This window comes from Spirillospora sp. NPDC047279 (assembly GCF_040643285.1).
Lineage (GTDB): Bacteria > Actinomycetota > Actinomycetes > Streptosporangiales > Streptosporangiaceae > Spirillospora.
Genome location: NZ_JBEYUA010000012.1, coordinates 121,836 through 137,494 on the forward strand (window position 1 = coordinate 121,836; position 15,659 = coordinate 137,494).

Below are 15,659 nucleotides of genomic sequence, written 5' to 3' on the forward strand. Positions count from 1 at the left end.
TCCGGGTGTGGCCTTCTCCTTCCGTGACGGGTCCGTCCGATTACGGTGGAGTCGTGCAGCACCCCTGGACCTCTGATCGTCGTCCTTCGCTGGCCGGGCGCCTGGCCAGACTCGGCTTCACCGACGCGGGCCTGGCCGAGCGGCGGCTGATCGAGGAGGACCCGGACGGCACGCTCGGCGACCGGCAGCTGGACGCGCTCGGCGCCACCGCCGACCCCGACCTCGCGCTCGCGGGGGTGCTGCGGCTGCTGACCGCGGCGCCCGGCGACGCCGAGCTGCGGGCCGTGCTGCGCAAGGATCCCGAGACGAGGGAACGCCTGTTCACCGTGCTGGGCGTCAGCGCGGCCCTGGGTGATCATCTTGCCCGGCATCCCGGCGACTGGCGGGTCCTGCGCGGCGATGGAGCGCTCCAATCACCCTCGCCCGAGGTCGTGCGCACCGACCTGCTGCGGGCGGTGGGCGCCGACTCGGCCGGTCCCGAGCCGGTCGCGGCCGGCTCCGGGCCCGCGACGCTGGTCGCGCTGCGCGCCGCGTACCGGCGGCACCTGCTCCACCTGGCGGGACGCGACCTGATCGGCGCGGCCGACGTCGGGCGGGTCGCCGCCGAGCTCGCGGACCTCGCGGCGGCCGCCCTGGAGGCGGGCCTGGCGGTGGCGCGCGCCGCCGTCCCCGAGCACGCGGCGTGCCGGCTCGCGGTCATCGGCATGGGCAAGTGCGGCGCGCGCGAGCTCAACTACGTCAGCGACGTCGATGTGATCTTCGTGGCCGAGGCGCGCGAGGGCCACCCGGAGGAGACCGGGCTGCGCACCGCGACCCGGCTCGCGTCGGCGCTGATGCGAGCCTGCTCGGACACCACCGAGGAGGGCGCGCTCTGGGAGGTCGACCCGGCGCTGCGCCCGGAGGGCAAGGCCGGGCCGCTGGTGCGGACCCTGGCCAGCCACCGCGCCTACTACGAGCGCTGGGCCAAGACCTGGGAGTTCCAGGCGCTCCTGAAGGCCCGCCCGGTCGCCGGCGACGCCGAGCTGGGCCGCCGCTACGTGGACACGATCACGCCGATGGTCTGGAAGGCCGCCGAGGGCGAGGGCTTCGTCGAGGACGTCCAGGCGATGCGCCGCCGGGTGGAGACGCACCTGACGCAGCGCGGCGAGGACGCCGACCGGCAGCTCAAGCTGGGGCCCGGCGGGCTGCGCGACGTCGAGTTCGCGGTGCAGCTGCTGCAGCTCGTCCACGGCCGGGCGGACGCGACGCTGCGCGTGCCGGCGACGCTGGACGCGCTGACGGTGTTGTCGCACGGCGGGTACGTCGGGCGCGACGACGCCGCGGCGCTCACCTCGGCGTACCGGTTCCTGCGGCGGGTCGAGCACCTCATCCAGCTCTACCGGCTGCGCCGCACGCATCTGGTGCCCGACGACACCGACGACCTGCGCCGGCTCGGCCGCGCCCTCGGCCTGCGCACCGACCCGGTGGGGGAGTTCACCGCGTTGTGGCGCCGGCACGCGCGCGAGGTGCGGCGCATCCACGAGAAGCTCTTCTACCGGCCGCTGCTGCGGGCCGTGGCGCGGCTCCCCGGCGAGGAGGCCCGGCTGACGCCCGAGGCGGCCCGCACCCGGCTGGAGGCGCTCGGCTTCGACGACCCGGCGGGGGCGCTCCGCCACATCGAGGCGCTCACGTCCGGGGTGTCGCGGCGTGCCGCCATCCAGCGCACGTTGCTGCCGGTGATGCTCGGCTGGTTCGCCGACGCGCCCGACCCCGACGCCGGGCTGCTCGGGTTCCGGCAGGTCAGCGACGCGCTCGGCACCACCCCGTGGTACCTGCGGCTGCTGCGCGACGAGGTGACGGTGGCCGAGCGCATGGCGCGCGTCCTGGCGTCCAGCCGCTACGCCACCGACCTGCTGCTGCGCGCCCCCGAGGCGGTCGCCATGCTCGGCAACGAGACCGGCCTGGCCCCGCGGCCGTACGAGACGTTGCGGGTCGAGGCGATGGCGGCCGTCAAGCGCCGCGCCGACGGCCTGGAGACCGCGGCCGAGGACGCGGTCGCGGTGGTGCGCGGGCTGCGGCGGCGCGAGCTGTTCCGCGTCGCGGTCGCCGACCTGCTGGACCTCGCGGACGTGCGGGCGGTCGGCGAGTCCCTCACCGACATCACCACCGTCACCATCGAGGCGGCGCTGCGGGCCGCCGTCAACAAGATCGAGCTGGAACGGCGGGAACCGCTGCCGACCCGCATGGCCGTGGTGGCGATGGGCCGGTTCGGCGGCCACGAGCTCGGCTACGGCAGCGACGCCGACGTGATGTTCGTGCACGACCCGCTGCCCGGCGCGGACGAGCGGGAGGCCAGCAGGGCGGCCCACGCCGTCGCCGAGGAACTGCGCAGGCTGCTCGCGCTGCCCGGCCCCGACCCGGTGCTGGAGATCGACCCCAACCTGCGGCCCGAGGGGCGGCAGGGCCCGCTGGTGCGCACGCTCGCCTCGTACGCCGCGTACTACGCCCGCTGGTCCGAGCCGTGGGAGAGCCAGGCGCTTCTGCGCGCCGACCCGATCATCGGCGACCCGGGCCTGTGCGAGCGGTTCCGCGCCCTCATCGACCCGGTGCGCTGGCCGGAGGGCGGCATCGGCGAGGACGCCGTGCGCGGGATCCGCCGGCTGAAGGCGCGGATGGAGTCCGAACGGCTCCCGCGCGGCGTCGACCGCAGGCAGCACATCAAGCTCGGCCCCGGCGGGTTGTCGGACGTCGAATGGGTGGCCCAGCTGCTGCAACTGCGGCATGCCCACGACATCCCGCAACTGCGCACCACCCGTACCCTCGCCACCCTCGAGGCCGCCGTGCCGGCCCGCCTGCTCGACGCGGCCGACGCCGAGGTGCTCGCCGAGGCGTGGAAGCTCGCCACCCGCATCCGCGGCGTCATCATGCTGGTGCGGGGCCGCGCGTCCGACCTGCTGCCCACCGACCACCATCGCGAACGCAGCGCGGTGACCCGGGTGCTCGGCTACCCCGGCACGGGCGACCTGATCGAGGACTACCGCAGGCACGCGCGCCGCGCCCGTGCCGTGGTCGAACGCGTCTTCTACGGCGCCGAGTGACCGTCCGCCGGGACGTCGCCGGCGCGGGACGCCGCGTTCAGCCCAGGCGCCCGCCGCGGGGCGAGAGGGCCAGGGCGCCCACGCGGAACGCGCTCCGGCTGATCGCGTGGCCGAGGGCCAGGGCCGCGGCGCCGCCCACCGCGTCCAGCACGTAGTGATTGGCCGTACCCATGATCACGATGAAGGTGATCACCGGATAGAGGGCGGCGACGGCGGCGACCCACCGGTTGCGGACGACGCCGATCACCGCCACCGCGCACCAGATCGACCAGGCCATGTGCATGGACGGCATCGCCGCGTACTGGTTGGACATCGAGGCGGTCGGGCCCGAGTCGTAGATGCCCCAGGTCCCGAAGTTGATCACGGTGTCGGTGAAGCCCGGCAACATCCGCGGCGGGGCCAGCGGGAACAGCCAGAAGCCGACGAGCCCGACCATCGTGGTGGCGAAGATGATCGAGCGGTAGGCGGGATACCGGCCCGGATGCCGCAGGTAGAGCCAGATCAGCACGCCGGCCGTCACGATCATGTGCGCGGTGGCGTAGAAGTAGTTGGCCGGGATCGCCACCCACGGGTGGGTGACGAACAGCCGGTTGAGGGTGTACTCGACGTCGAGGTTGAGCGTGTACTCGAGGCCGAGCAGCTCGTACGCGCGGTGCGAGGCCATCGCGTGGTCGGTCGGCACGAGGTTGCGGACCAGCGAGTACGCGCCGTAGCCGATCAGCACCAGCAGGATCTCCGGCCACAACCGCGGCCGGCTCCCGCGCACCGCACCCGCCGCCGCCTCAGCCGTGGGTGCCCCCTCGACCGGCCGCGGTTCGTCGCCCGTCCGCCTGCCGTCCGCCGTTCGGGGGCCGTCCGCCGGCGCCCCGTGCCCGTTCGCCGCCGTGCCGGACGTGCGCGCGCCGCCGTCCGTCCGCGCGGTGTCCGTCTCCTCGGATACCGGGCGGACCTCGTCTCCGGACGCGTCGGCCGCTGTGGTCATGAGGTCAAGAGTGTCAAATGCCCGATTCCGTGGCCCCACCGACCACGGGTGAGTCGTTCCCGCCCGTGCGGCGCCGGCCGAGGGGGGCCGGAACGAGCGGGGGCCGGACGACAGGGCTCCGCCCTGGCGTGAGCCGGCCGAGCGGGATCCGTCCCGCGGCCTGGACCGCCGTGGCCGCGGTGCGCGCCCGGAGGTCCAGGAGCGCCTGCGGGCAGCGGTGGTAGAGCAGCCACGACAGGCCCATCGCCGCCCCGATCAGCGCGATTCCGGCCACTGCGTCCAAAATGTAGTGGTTTGCGGTGGAAAGAATGACGAACACGGTGGTCGCCGGGTAGATCAGGCCGAGCACCTTCGCCCAGCGCCGGACCGCCAGGCGCATCAGCAGGAAGCCGCACCACATGGCCCAGCCGGCGTGCATCGAGGGCATCGCCGCGTACTGGTTGGTGAGCGTCCCCGAGGCGTCGCTGGCGTACAGGCCCAGCGAGTGCAGCGCGGTGACCGGGTCGACGAAGCCCTCGGAGTGCAGGAACCGCGGCGGCGCCAGCGGGTAGAGCCAGAAGCCCAGCAGTGCCACCCCGGTGGCGATCATGATCCCGGTGCGCGCCCACCGGTAGTCGTCCGGCCGCCGCCGGTAGAGCCAGACCACCACGCCCAGCGTCACCGCGAAGTGCGCGGTGGCGTAGAAGATGTTGGCGGTGCGGGCGAGCCACGGCACCTGGAGCAACATCTGGTTGAGGCCCAGCTCGACGTCGATGCCCATCGCGCGCTCCGCCGCGAGGATCTGGTCGGCGTGCGCGAAGGCGGGCGCCGTCCCGTCCTGGACCAGGATCATCCGCGTGAGCATGTAGGCGGCGTAGAAGATCGCGATCAGCAGGAGTTCACGCCACACCGGTGGCACGCCGAGCTTCCTGAGCTTGGCGGCCGGAACGCGGACGGCCCGCCGCGCGGGGGCGGGAGGGGCCGGAGCGGTCTGGCCTCGCGGAGCGGGTGGGGCGATTTGGGCCATGCTCCCTATCTTTGCGGGACGGCCACCTATTTGAGATCACCGCGACGAATGGTCTTCATCTCAGCCTTGAGTAGTACGTCCCTGAGATGCTTTCCGGACCTTTGGGGGAGGTCGCGGCCGGGGGGCGGAGGAAGGTCAGGGAAAGGCCGGGGACCTCGGGGGTTGCTTGATCAGGAGTCAGCATAAGAGGAGCTGGGTAGGTCAGCAGCGCCCCCCGTGAGATGAACGGAGGGGACGAATGGTGTGGAGGGTGTCAATACCCGACACAGGGACGGCGAGTGTCGTGCTTCTGGCCGCTTTCGGTCTCGCGGCCTGCGGCGGCGACACGGAGGCGCGGACCGTTTCCGCGACCTCGCTGCCGTCCGGTCTGGGCCGGCAGCAACCTTCCTGGAAGGCCTGCTCGGGGTTGCCGGCCACGGCGCCCGGCCAGCCCTCGCCCGCGTCCGGCTTCGAGTGCGCCACGGTCAAGGTGCCCCTGGACTACGACAAGCCCGGTGGGGAGACCATCGACCTGGCGCTCATCAGGGCGAAGGCGACCGGGCCCGGCGGCCGCATCGGCTCCCTGGTGTTCAACTTCGGCGGGCCCGGCGGCTCGGGCGTCGACGCGCTCGCGCAGGCCGCGGGCGGTTACAAGAAGCTCAACACCCGCTACGACCTGGTGAGCTTCGACCCGCGCGGGGTCGGCAAGAGCGCCCCGGTGACGTGCGTCGACGACCAGCGCATGGACCAGATCGCGGCGATGGACTCCTCGCCCGACGACACCGCCGAGGAGAAGGCCTTCACCGCCGAGCAGGCCGCCTACGACCGGGCCTGCGAGGCCCGTTCCGGCAAGGTCCTGCCGTACGTCGGCACGCTCGACGCCGCCCGCGACCTGGACGTGATCCGGACGTCGCTGGGCGACGCCAGGCTCAACTACTTCGGGATCTCGTACGGGACGTGGCTCGGCGGCAACTATGCCCACCAGCTCCCCGCGCAGGTGGGACGGGCCGTCCTGGACGGCGCCGTGGACACCAAGATCAGCACGGAGAACCTCAGCCTCCAGCAGGCCACCGCGTTCCAGCGGGCGCTCGGCAACTTCGCCGCCGCCTGCGCCCAGCTCGGCGAGGCGTCCTGCCCGCTGGGCACGAACGCCGACGAGGTCGTCGCCTCGGTGCGGACGCTCCTCAACGGCCTGGACTCCAGGCCGCTCCCCACCGGGAGCGGCCGCAACCTCACCCAGAGCCTGGGCACGACCGGCGTCCTCGCCGCGCTCTACAGCAAGCAGCTGTGGCCCGTCCTCGGGCAGGGCCTGGCCGAGGCGGTCGACTCGGGGGAGGGCACCACCCTGCTCGCCCTCGCCGACCTCCAGCTGGGACGGAACGAGTCGGGCCACTACAACAACCTGATGGCGGCCAACACGGCCATCAACTGCGCCGACACCACCGACCGGTACACCACCGAGGACGTGCGGCGGGTGCTGCCGCGGTTCCGCAACGCCTCGCCCGTCTTCGGGCCGTCCATGGCCTGGGGGATCCTCCAGTGCACCGGCTGGCCGGTCGAGGGCGACGACGCCTCCAAGGAGGTCAGCGCCCCGGACGCCGCGCCCATCGTGGTCGTCGGCAACACCGGCGACCCCGCCACCCCGTACGCCTGGGCGCCGGGGCTGACCAAGGAACTGGGCGGCAAGGCGACCCTGGTCACCCTTAAGGGGGAGGGGCACGGCGCGTACGACACCGGCGACACCTGCGTCCAGGCCGCCGTCGACGCCTACCTCCTCGAAGGGAAGGTGCCCGCCGACGGCACCACCTGCCCCTGACCCGCGGGCGGTCCGGCCGGGCCTGGGGTCAGGACTGGTGGGTGATGGTCTGGTCGACCTTCATCGGCTCCTTGAGCGCGTTGCCGACCGTGCAGTACTTCTCGTGCACGCGCTGCGCGACCTTGGCGAGCACGTCGGCCGCCTCGTCGTCGCCCTCGGGGAGCTCCACCTCGTAGTTGACGGTGATCGTGCCGAGCCTGCTGGTGGCGACCTTGTCGGCCGACACCTGGGCGGCGAGCCGGACCATGCGGTGCCCGCGCTGCGCGGTCAGCGGCTCGACGGTCACGATCTCGCAGCCGCCGAGCGCCGCCAGGAGCAGCTCGACGGGCGTGAACGCGCCCTCGACCTCGGTGGAGTCGCCGATGACGACGTGCGCACCGCGGTCGTTGGTGGCCTGGTAACCGTCCTCGGTCCGTTCCACCCTCACCGTGGCCATGGCAGTCCAGCCTCTCTCCGCTGATCGTCCGTGCTGATCGTTCCGTGCTGATCGTCCGTGCTGATCGTTCTTCGCTGTCGCCCATCGAAACACGGCGGCCGTCCAGGATCTTCCCCGGCCCCCCGGTCGGCCCGCCGGGCCGTCGCGTCCCTGCTCAGGAACGGGGGGACGCGAGGCGGAGCTGCTCCTCCTCGACGATCTGGCGGGCCAGGGCCTGCTCGGAGATGTCGACGGCGTCCGGGGTGGCCTCGGCGATGTCGCTGTGCCGCGCGTAGGCGTCGAACAGGGCGTTCTTGCCGTGCAGCAGGTCGAGCATGCGCTGGTCGACGCTGTCGGTGGTGAGGATGCGGTGCACCTGGACGGTGCGCACCTGGCCCATGCGGTGCGCGCGGGCCACGGCCTGGCTCTCCAGCGTGGGCTTGACCTGCGGCTCGCAGAGGATGACGACCGACGCGGCCTGGAGGTTGAGGCCGGTGCCGCCCGCCTGGATCTGGCCGAGCAGCACCGCGTGACCGGGCTCGTCGGTGAACGCGTCGACCATCGCCTGGCGCCGGTCGGGCGGCACGCCGCCGGCGATCGGGCCGTGCGCCCGCGGGCCGATCGCCGCCCCCACGGTCGCCAGCACGTCGCGGAAGTAGGAGAAGACCACGACCTTGAGCTCGTTGGCCGCCGCCTCCTCGACCAGCTCGACGACCCGCTTGAGCTTGGCCGACTTGCGCGGAACGGAGTAGGCGGCGCTGCGCATGGCCATGAAGTTGCCGGACGCCACCGCGTGCCGGTAGGCCGCCGCGTCGGCACGGCTGAACTCCTCCCACTCGTCGACGTGCATCACCTCGGGCAGCTCGACCAGAACGTCGCGCTGGTTGCGGCGCAGGTAGGCCGGGGCGACCGCCGCCCGGAACGCCCGCGGCCCCATCGCCGCGTCGCTGCGCCGCACGGCCGGCACCAGCTCCGGCTGGAGATGGGCGACGAGGTTGCGGAACTCGTCGACGCGGTTTTCCATCGGCGTGCCGCTCAGGAAGAGCACCCGGTCGGCCCGCGCGCACCACTGGGCCACCGCCTGCGAACGCCGCGTCTCGGGGTTTTTCACGTAGTGCGCCTCGTCGACCACGAGCATGCCGAGCCGCGGCTCCGGCCCCCTGAGAGTGTGCAGCACGTCGAGCGTCGTCACCGCGACCCCGCCGTCGCGCGCCCACCGGTGCAGGGCGGCCGCCCGGCCCGAACCGTGCACCGCGTGCGCCTCCAGCACGCTGCGCGCGTCGATCTCGCGCAGCCAGTTGATGAGCACGCTCGCCGGGCACGCCACCAGGAAGTGCGTCGCGCCCTCCGCGCGCAGGTGCGCGATCGCGGCGATGGCCTGCACGGTCTTGCCGAGCCCCATCTCGTCGCCGAGCACCACCCGCCGCTGCGCCAGCGCGAACCGGGCGCCGAACGACTGGTAGCCGCGCAGCGACACGCGCAGATGCGTCTCGTCCAGCGGCTGGGCCTTGACCCGCCGCGCCACGTCGTCGGGCAGGAACCCCTCGGCCCCGTCGCGCTCCGGATCGAGGGCGGCGAGGTCGGCCAGCAGGGCGTAGTAGTCGGAGGCCCGAAGCTCGAAGTCGATCCACGCCTCGTCGCCGGTCGCCCGCGGCCGGAGCAGATCGACCGACGCCTGGGCCAGCAGCTCGGGAGTGCCCCGCGCCTGCTCCTCGCGCAGCACCTGCCCGATCTCGCCGAGGGCCGCCATGCCCTCCTCGCGCCGCTCGCGCCCGGCGAGCAGCCGCCGCCACCAGCTCACCGCGTGCCGCGCCGTCGCGACCAGCGGCGACAGCCGTTCGTCGAGCTCCTCGGCGGTCTGCCGCGCCCGCGGCACTTCGGGCCCGGCGTTGACCAGCAGGTGCAGCGCGACCACCAGCGCCGTCAGCTCGCGGTCGCCGCGGTCGAGCCCGATGCGGATGCTCGCCGCCCGCTCGGCCGCCTCGGCGATCTGCTCCGCCGCCGTGGTGATCTGCTTGGCGGTCTGGGGCCCGATGCCCGGCAGGCACTGCAGCTCGTACGCCGTGGTGTCGAGGACCTGCCCGACCGTCTCGATCTCGGCGCGTTCGAGCGCGGGCAGCTGGAGCCGCCCGCTCGTCACGTCCTTGAGCCGCGACACCGGCATCGTCGCCAGCTGCTCCCGCGCCGCCCGGCGCCGCATCGGCCGCAGCGCCTCCTGCACGGCGTTGAGCGCCCGGCGGTGGTCGTCGATCAGCGCCCGCGCCGCGTCCCGCAGGCCGTACGCCTCGCGCAGCAGCTCCTTGGGCTCGGCGGGCGGCCGCCCCCTCAGCAACTCCTGCGTCATGCTGCCCTCCGTCCGCAGCACATGATGCCACCCGCGTCCGACACCGAAACCCCGTCAGCGCCGAATGTGATCACTGGGTATATGGCAGAGATCGCCATTGTCCGCGCGGTGCCACGAGCGGACACTCGACGGTGTCCACACGCCTTCGATCTCTCCTGAGGGGCTTCCATGAGCAGTTCGGTCTCCCGGCGCGCCGTGCTCACCACCGGACTCGCCGTCGTGGCGGGCTCGGCCATCCCGTCGCACGCCTCCGCCGCCCAGGGCGCGCCGCCACGGCCCCTCATCGACAACCGTTCGTGGACCAGCCGCCCGGACTGGGTGCGCGGCAAGGGCCGGGGCACGCGCGTGACCTCGGGGCACCGCCCCGGCGTCACCATCGCCCGGCCCGCCGGCACCACCGACTACACCGACCCGCACACCGGGACGACCTCCACCTGGGAGTACGCCACCTGGACCTCTCCCGTGCACGAGCTCCGCGTCCCCTCCACCGAGGTGATCCCCTCCTGGAACGCCCACGTCCCGGCCGGCACCTGGATCGCGGTCGAGCTGCGCGGCACCTACACCGACGGCACCGCCACCCCCTGGTACGTGATGGGACGCTGGGCGGCGGGCGACGCCGACATCCGCCGCACCTCGGTCGACGACCAGACCGACGGCAAGAGCACCGTCTGGACCGACACGTTCTCCATCGACTCCCCGGCGACCGGCCTCCGCCTGACCTCGTACGAGCTGCGCCTGACGCTCCACCGCAGGCCGGGCGGCACCAGCCCGACCGTCTGGCGCCTGGGCGCGATGGGGTCGGACGTCCCCGACCGCTTCGAGGTCCCCGCGTCCACGCCGCGCGTCGCCCGCGAGCTCCAGGTCCCGCGCTACTCCCAGTCGATCCACCAGGGCCAGTACCCCGAGTACGACAACGGGGGAGAGGCCTGGTGCAGCCCCACCTCGTCCCAGATGATCATCGAGTACTGGGGGCGCAGGCCCACCGCCGCCGACCTGGCCTGGGTCGACCCCGCCTACGCCGACCCGCAGGTGTGCCACGCGGCCCGCTTCACCTACGACTACCAGTACGAGGGGTGCGGCAACTGGCCCTTCAACGCCGCCTACGCCGCGACCTACCGCGACATGCAGGGCGTCGTCACCCGCCTGGGCTCGCTCAACGACGCCGAGACCCTCGTCCACGCCGGCATCCCCCTCATCACCTCGCAGTCGTTCCTGGCGTCGGAGCTCACCGGCGCGGGCTACGGCACCTCCGGTCACCTCATGACCGTCATCGGCTTCACCGAGGACGGCGACGTCATCGCCAACGACCCCGCGTCCCCCAGCAACGAGGCCGTCCGCCGCGTCTACGACCGCCGCGAGTGGGAGAACATCTGGCTGCGCACCAAGCGCAGGAACGCCAGCGGCGGCATCTCCAGCGGCACCGGCGGCGTCTGCTACCTCTACTTCCCGACCCGCCTGACCCCCGCCCAGCACCACGCCCTCCACACCGTCGGCATCCGCTGACGGCCCGAGCTCACCAGCGGAGCGCGGCGGCCTGCCGCCCGAGCCGCTCGGAGTCGATCCGCCGCGCGAGGTCGTCCAGCCCACCCGCCAGCCGTTCTGCTTCGGCGGTCTCGTCGGCCTGCCGGTAGGCGCGGCCCAGCTGGTAGACGAAGTCGCCCGCCCATTCCGACTCGCGCATGGCCATCGGCAACTCGTCCAGCCCGCGGCGCAGGAGGGTCACGGCCTGGGCGTTGCGCTCCGGATCGGTGCGGCCGAGGATGCGGTACGCGACGCCGTGCTCCATGGTGAAGAATCCCGGCGCGAAGTAGTAGTACTCCCACGGACGGCAGTCGTCGGGACGCAGGTCCTCGGCCTCCTCTGCGGCGCGGGCGGTGAGCCGGTCGACCTCCCCTGCGTCGCCGAGCAGGGCCTGGCCGCGGGCCTCCTGGTAGAGGTCGTACACGCGACCGACCGAGTTGCGGAGTCGCTGCCCCGCCTGCGAGAGCCCGACCATGGGACCGATCTGCCCGGCGCGTTCGGCGATATACCCGCGCCATGACATCACCGCGCCCACCATGGCCTGGTCGCCTCGTTCGGTGGCCCATTCCAGGGTGGTGCCGAGATGGCCGAGTGCCTGGTCGGGGCGGCCGATGCTGGCGTGCAGCCAGCCCGCGAACTGGCTCCACTGCGCGCCTACGTCGAGCAGCGGCCCGCGTACGCCGCCGCGGGCCTCCTTCACCATGTCGGCGACCGCGGCCAGCTGCGCGCGGACCGGCTCGATGAGCGGCCCGGAGCCGACGACGTCCTCGGTACGCCGCTGCGCCGCGAGGATCGTGGCGAGGTTGTCGACCACGGTCAGGTCAGCGCGTGCAGGCTTTTCTGCGGCCAGGCGCAGCCGTTCTTCGTCGTCGGGCGTCAGGTCGCCGTTCAGCGTCTGGCGGAACGCCTTGGCCGGTCTGCGGGCGGCGAGGCGGCCTTCGGCGCCGAGGAGCTCGTCGAGGCGTTCGGCGAGCTTGGCCGAGGGCGTCTTGTGGCCGTGGGAGACCTTCGACAGGTGGCCCGCGTCGCAGGGGACCTGCTTGGCCAGTGTGCGCAGCGAGACGCCTCGCTCGGCCATGAGCCGTCGCAGTTGTTCACCGAAGCTCATCGCCTCACCCGCTTCACCCCGGGTTGACCCGTTATCGGTGTTGTCCGTGATGGGAGGGCACTGGACAACGTCTTCCACGGTAGCCGCCGGGCCGGTGGGCTGGGGTGGTGAGTGTGCCAGCGGCACAGAGAACGGCCCTCGGCGGCGGGCGAACGCCGGGTGATCCGAGGGCCTGACCGGAAGCGAGTCCGGCTGATGACGACGGTAGCGGAGACCAAGGCCGCCCTGAGGCGGGAGTTCCCCGGCTGGTCCATCCTGACCAGCGACCGCGGGCGGTGGTGGGCCACCCGGGGCCCCGAACCGGGAAGGTTCGTCCGGGAGGGTGCCTCGTGCTTCGAGGCCGACGACGCCGAAGGGCTGCGCGCCAAGCTGATGGGGGCGGACCGATGAGCGCTACGGGCGTGGTCACCGCGGTGGACGGGGTGTTCCTCGGGACGCCCGACGGCCGCGTGTACCAGGTGGTCTTCGAACCCGGGGGATGACCCCGGAAAGCCCAAGGGGCGCGCCGCCCCTCCAGGCCGGCGCGCCCCGTGGGCGTCCTCGCTCAGATGTCGTAGTAGAGCTCGAACTCGTGCGGGTGCGGGCGAAGGCGGATCGGGTCGATCTCGAACTCGCGCTTCATGGCGATCCACGTCTCGATGAGGTCGGGCGTGAAGACGCCGCCCTCGAGGAGGTAGTCGTGGTCGGCCTCCAGGGCGGCGAGCACCGCCTCGAGGGAGCCGGGGACCGTGGGGATCGCGCGGGCCTCTTCGGGCGGAAGCTCGTAGAGGTCCTTGTCGACCGGCTCGGCGGGCTCGATCTTGTTCTTGATGCCGTCCAGGCCCGCCATGAGCATCGCCGAGAAGGCGAGGTAGGGGTTGCAGGACGGGTCGGGCACCCGGAACTCGACGCGCTTGGCCTTCGGGTTGGAGCCCGTGATCGGGATGCGGATGCACGCCGAGCGGTTGCGCTGGGAGTAGACCAGGTTGACCGGGGCCTCGAAGCCGGGGACCAGGCGGTGGTAGGAGTTCACCGTCGGGTTGGTGAAGGCGAGAAGCGACGGCGCGTGCTTCAGGAGGCCGCCGATGTAGTAGCGGGCGTTGTCCGACAGGCCCGCGTAGCCGACCTCGTCGTAGAAGAGCGGCGAGCCGTCCTTCCAGAGCGACTGGTGGCAGTGCATGCCCGAGCCGTTGTCACCGAAGATGGGCTTGGGCATGAACGTCACGGTCTTGCCCGCGGCGCGCGCGACGTTCTTGACGATGTACTTGTAGAGCAGCAGGTTGTCGGCCGTCTTGAGCAGGGTGTCGAAGCGGAAGTCGATCTCCGCCTGGCCCGCCGTGCCGACCTCGTGGTGCTGCATCTCGACGTGGATGCCGACGTCCAGGAGCTGGGACACCATCTCCGAGCGGAGGTCGGTGTAGTGGTCCATCGGGGGAACGGGGAAGTAGCCGCCCTTGTAGGGGGGCTTCGCGCCCAGGTTGCCGCCGGCCTCCTCGCGGCCGGTGTTCCAGGCGCCCTCGATCGAGTCGAGGTAGTAGTAGCCCGCGTTCTCCTTGGTCTCGAACCGGACGTCGTCGAAGATGTAGAACTCGGCCTCGGGGCCGAAGTAGCAGGTGTCGGCGATGTTGGTGCCGCGGAGGTACTCCTGGGCCTTCTTCGCGACGTTGCGCGGGTCGCGGCTGTAGGGCTCCCCGGTCAGCGGGTCGTGCACGAAGAAGTTGAGGTTCAGCGTCTTGTGCTGACGGAAGGGGTCGACCACCGCGGTGCTCGGGTCGGGCAGCAGGAGCATGTCCGACTCGTGAATCTCCTGGAACCCGCGGACCGACGAGCCGTCGAACATGAGCCCCTCGGTGAAGACGCTCTCGCCGAAGCTCTCCACCGGGAAGGTGAAGTGCTGCATCTTCCCGGGAAGGTCCACGAACCGGCAGTCGACGAATCGCACACCTTCGTTCCTGATGAAGCTCAGGACCTCATCGGCGCTGCTGAACATCCAGCCTCCTTGGGGCGCTTTTGGGCTTACGGAAGGCTATGAGCGGGCCGTTTCCCGGCCGTGTCCCATATGTTTCGCCTGTGTTACGCATCACATTCTGCTGCAGGGCGAGGGTCCGGCGCGGGCATGCCACGCCCTGAATCCGACTTTAGCGGGGGACCGGATAGCGTAGGGCCATGAGCAGCGGCAAGGAGCCGGGCACGCGCTGGACGCAGACCTGGCTGGGCGGGACGCGCGCGGGCGCCGGCGCGGAACTGGACTACCCGGGCGAACGCCTGGGATTCCCCGAAAAGGGGACCGGCGCGGTCGCGTCCTACGGGCGCCGGGTGCTGGCGTTGCTGATCGACCTGCTGGTCGCCGCGCTCATCGGGGCCTTCCTGGCGCGCGTCCTCGACTGGGACCCGGGTACGCGGTCGCTGGCCAACACCGGCGTCTTCGCCCTCCAGGCGTGGCTGCTCGTGGCGACGCTGGGCCAGACGATCGGCAAGCGGGTGACCGGCATCCGGGTGATCCGGCTGGACGGCAGGCCGGTCGGGCCGCTGTGGTCGCTGGTCCGCACCGTCCTGCTGCTCCTGGTCATCCCCGCGATCATCTGGGACCGCGACTACCGCGGCATGCACGACCGCGCGTCCAACACGGTCGAGGTCAACGTCCGCCCCTGAACGGCAACGGCGCCCGGGGCCGTGAGGCCGGGGCGCCGCTGGATGTCCGGACGGCTCAGCGCATCTTGGGCTTGGGGCCCTTCGGCATGCGGCTGCCCTTGGGCATGGGGCCCTTCGGCATCTGCATGGACCGGGGGAGGGCCTGCAAGCGGTCGTTCAACTCCGCGACCTGGGCCTTGGTCAGGTTGCGCGGCAGCTTCATCAGGTGGCGCTGCAGCTTGTCGACGGGGACCTGGCCCTCCTCGTCACCGACCTGGATGTCATAGATCGGCACCTGCTGGGCGGCGCGGGAGATGCGCTTCTTCTCCGCGCCGAGCAGCGGCCCGACGCGGCTGCCCGGGCCCTCCGACACCAGGACGACGCCGGGCCTGCCGACGGCGCGGTGCACCATGTCGAGGTTGCGGTTGCCGCTGACCGCCTCGGTGACCGTCCAGCCGCCGCGCATGTTCTTCAGGATCGCGGCGGCGGCGCCGGGCTGGCCGGCGATCACCTTGTACTGGGCGCGCTGCGCCATCTGGCCAAAAACGATCATGCCCACGGCGACCGCCGCCAGGATCCCCAGCGGGATGAAGAACCACAGCTGCCCGATCAACCATCCGATGAGGATGACGACGACCAGGGTGCCGATCGCCGAGGCGAAGACGATCGGGAGGGCCTTCGGGTCCGCCTGGCGGAGTACCTGGGCGACCATGCGGATCTGCTTGAGGCGGCCCGGACGCTCCTGGGCCCCGTCCGTGGGCTTGTTAGACATAGCCCCCAGGATAGTCGTGCGCTACCCCT

At 72.3% G+C, this 15,659-nt stretch carries 12 protein-coding genes; 5 read left to right on the top strand and 7 right to left on the bottom strand.

Annotation, left to right across the window (positions count from 1 at the left end; all coding sequences use genetic code 11):
• Positions 1-53: 53 nt before the first annotated feature.
• Positions 54-3,077: a bifunctional [glutamine synthetase] adenylyltransferase/[glutamine synthetase]-adenylyl-L-tyrosine phosphorylase gene (locus tag ABZ810_RS29135; RefSeq protein ID WP_358408721.1), complete on the top strand. Its 3,024-nt coding sequence runs from the start codon at positions 54-56 to the stop codon at positions 3,075-3,077.
• A gap of 37 nt (positions 3,078-3,114) precedes the next feature.
• Here ABZ810_RS29135 and ABZ810_RS29140 read toward each other — a convergent pair whose 3' ends face one another.
• A complete protein-coding gene (locus ABZ810_RS29140; RefSeq protein ID WP_358408724.1) occupies positions 3,115-4,059 on the bottom strand; it encodes a phosphatase PAP2 family protein in 945 nt (314 codons plus the stop codon).
• Positions 4,060-4,072: 13 nt separating this feature from the next.
• Complete coding sequence (locus ABZ810_RS29145; protein WP_358408727.1) at positions 4,073-5,065, bottom strand: phosphatase PAP2 family protein; 993 nt, start codon at positions 5,063-5,065, stop codon at positions 4,073-4,075.
• Between the two features lie 283 nt (positions 5,066-5,348).
• Between ABZ810_RS29145 and ABZ810_RS29150 the strand changes: the two genes are divergently transcribed.
• Positions 5,349-6,860, top strand: coding sequence for an alpha/beta hydrolase (locus tag ABZ810_RS29150; protein ID WP_358408729.1), 1,512 nt, complete (start codon positions 5,349-5,351; stop codon positions 6,858-6,860).
• 28 nt (positions 6,861-6,888) lie between these two features.
• Here the strand turns inward: ABZ810_RS29150 and ABZ810_RS29155 are convergent, their stop codons facing one another.
• The gene (locus ABZ810_RS29155; RefSeq protein WP_358408731.1) at positions 6,889-7,296 is read right to left on the bottom strand and encodes an OsmC family protein; all 408 of its coding nucleotides are present in this window, start codon (positions 7,294-7,296) and stop codon (positions 6,889-6,891) included.
• 154 nt (positions 7,297-7,450) lie between these two features.
• A complete protein-coding gene (locus ABZ810_RS29160; protein WP_358408733.1) occupies positions 7,451-9,619 on the bottom strand; it encodes a DEAD/DEAH box helicase in 2,169 nt (722 codons plus the stop codon).
• Between the two features lie 168 nt (positions 9,620-9,787).
• Between ABZ810_RS29160 and ABZ810_RS29165 the strand changes: the two genes are divergently transcribed.
• A complete protein-coding gene (locus ABZ810_RS29165; protein WP_358408736.1) occupies positions 9,788-11,122 on the top strand; it encodes a peptidase C39 family protein in 1,335 nt (444 codons plus the stop codon).
• Between the two features lie 10 nt (positions 11,123-11,132).
• Here the strand turns inward: ABZ810_RS29165 and ABZ810_RS29170 are convergent, their stop codons facing one another.
• The gene (locus ABZ810_RS29170) at positions 11,133-12,248 is read right to left on the bottom strand and encodes a helix-turn-helix transcriptional regulator (RefSeq protein WP_358408739.1); all 1,116 of its coding nucleotides are present in this window, start codon (positions 12,246-12,248) and stop codon (positions 11,133-11,135) included.
• Positions 12,249-12,443: 195 nt separating this feature from the next.
• Between ABZ810_RS29170 and ABZ810_RS29175 the strand changes: the two genes are divergently transcribed.
• On the top strand, positions 12,444-12,638 hold the full coding sequence (locus ABZ810_RS29175; RefSeq protein WP_358408742.1) for a hypothetical protein: 195 nt from the start codon (positions 12,444-12,446) through the stop codon (positions 12,636-12,638).
• A 154-nt stretch (positions 12,639-12,792) separates the two neighbouring features.
• Here ABZ810_RS29175 and glnA read toward each other — a convergent pair whose 3' ends face one another.
• A complete protein-coding gene (glnA, locus tag ABZ810_RS29180) occupies positions 12,793-14,217 on the bottom strand; it encodes a type I glutamate--ammonia ligase (RefSeq protein ID WP_358408745.1) in 1,425 nt (474 codons plus the stop codon).
• Between the two features lie 176 nt (positions 14,218-14,393).
• On the opposite strand from glnA, the gene ABZ810_RS29185 reads away from it, so the two are divergent.
• Positions 14,394-14,879: an RDD family protein gene (locus ABZ810_RS29185; RefSeq protein ID WP_358408748.1), complete on the top strand. Its 486-nt coding sequence runs from the start codon at positions 14,394-14,396 to the stop codon at positions 14,877-14,879.
• Positions 14,880-14,934: 55 nt separating this feature from the next.
• On the opposite strand, the gene ABZ810_RS29190 is transcribed toward ABZ810_RS29185, so the two are convergent.
• Complete coding sequence (locus tag ABZ810_RS29190; RefSeq protein ID WP_358408751.1) at positions 14,935-15,630, bottom strand: DUF4191 domain-containing protein; 696 nt, start codon at positions 15,628-15,630, stop codon at positions 14,935-14,937.
• Between the last annotated feature and the right edge of the window lie 29 nt (positions 15,631-15,659).

What these genes read in the sequence shown, in the direction of transcription:
- ABZ810_RS29185 (WP_358408748.1), top strand. Translation starts at nt 14,394, where the DNA reads ATGAGCAGCGGCAAGGAGCCGGGCACGCGCTGGACGCAGACCTGGCTG.
- ABZ810_RS29170 (WP_358408739.1), bottom strand. Translation starts at nt 12,248, where the DNA reads ATGAGCTTCGGTGAACAACTGCGACGGCTCATGGCCGAGCGAGGCGTC.
- ABZ810_RS29140 (WP_358408724.1), bottom strand. Translation starts at nt 4,059, where the DNA reads ATGACCACAGCGGCCGACGCGTCCGGAGACGAGGTCCGCCCGGTATCC.
- ABZ810_RS29175 (WP_358408742.1), top strand. Translation starts at nt 12,444, where the DNA reads ATGACGACGGTAGCGGAGACCAAGGCCGCCCTGAGGCGGGAGTTCCCC.
- ABZ810_RS29155 (WP_358408731.1), bottom strand. Translation starts at nt 7,296, where the DNA reads ATGGCCACGGTGAGGGTGGAACGGACCGAGGACGGTTACCAGGCCACC.
- ABZ810_RS29165 (WP_358408736.1), top strand. Translation starts at nt 9,788, where the DNA reads ATGAGCAGTTCGGTCTCCCGGCGCGCCGTGCTCACCACCGGACTCGCC.
- ABZ810_RS29160 (WP_358408733.1), bottom strand. Translation starts at nt 9,619, where the DNA reads ATGACGCAGGAGTTGCTGAGGGGGCGGCCGCCCGCCGAGCCCAAGGAG.
- glnA (WP_358408745.1), bottom strand. Translation starts at nt 14,217, where the DNA reads ATGTTCAGCAGCGCCGATGAGGTCCTGAGCTTCATCAGGAACGAAGGT.
- ABZ810_RS29190 (WP_358408751.1), bottom strand. Translation starts at nt 15,630, where the DNA reads ATGTCTAACAAGCCCACGGACGGGGCCCAGGAGCGTCCGGGCCGCCTC.
- ABZ810_RS29145 (WP_358408727.1), bottom strand. Translation starts at nt 5,065, where the DNA reads ATGGCCCAAATCGCCCCACCCGCTCCGCGAGGCCAGACCGCTCCGGCC.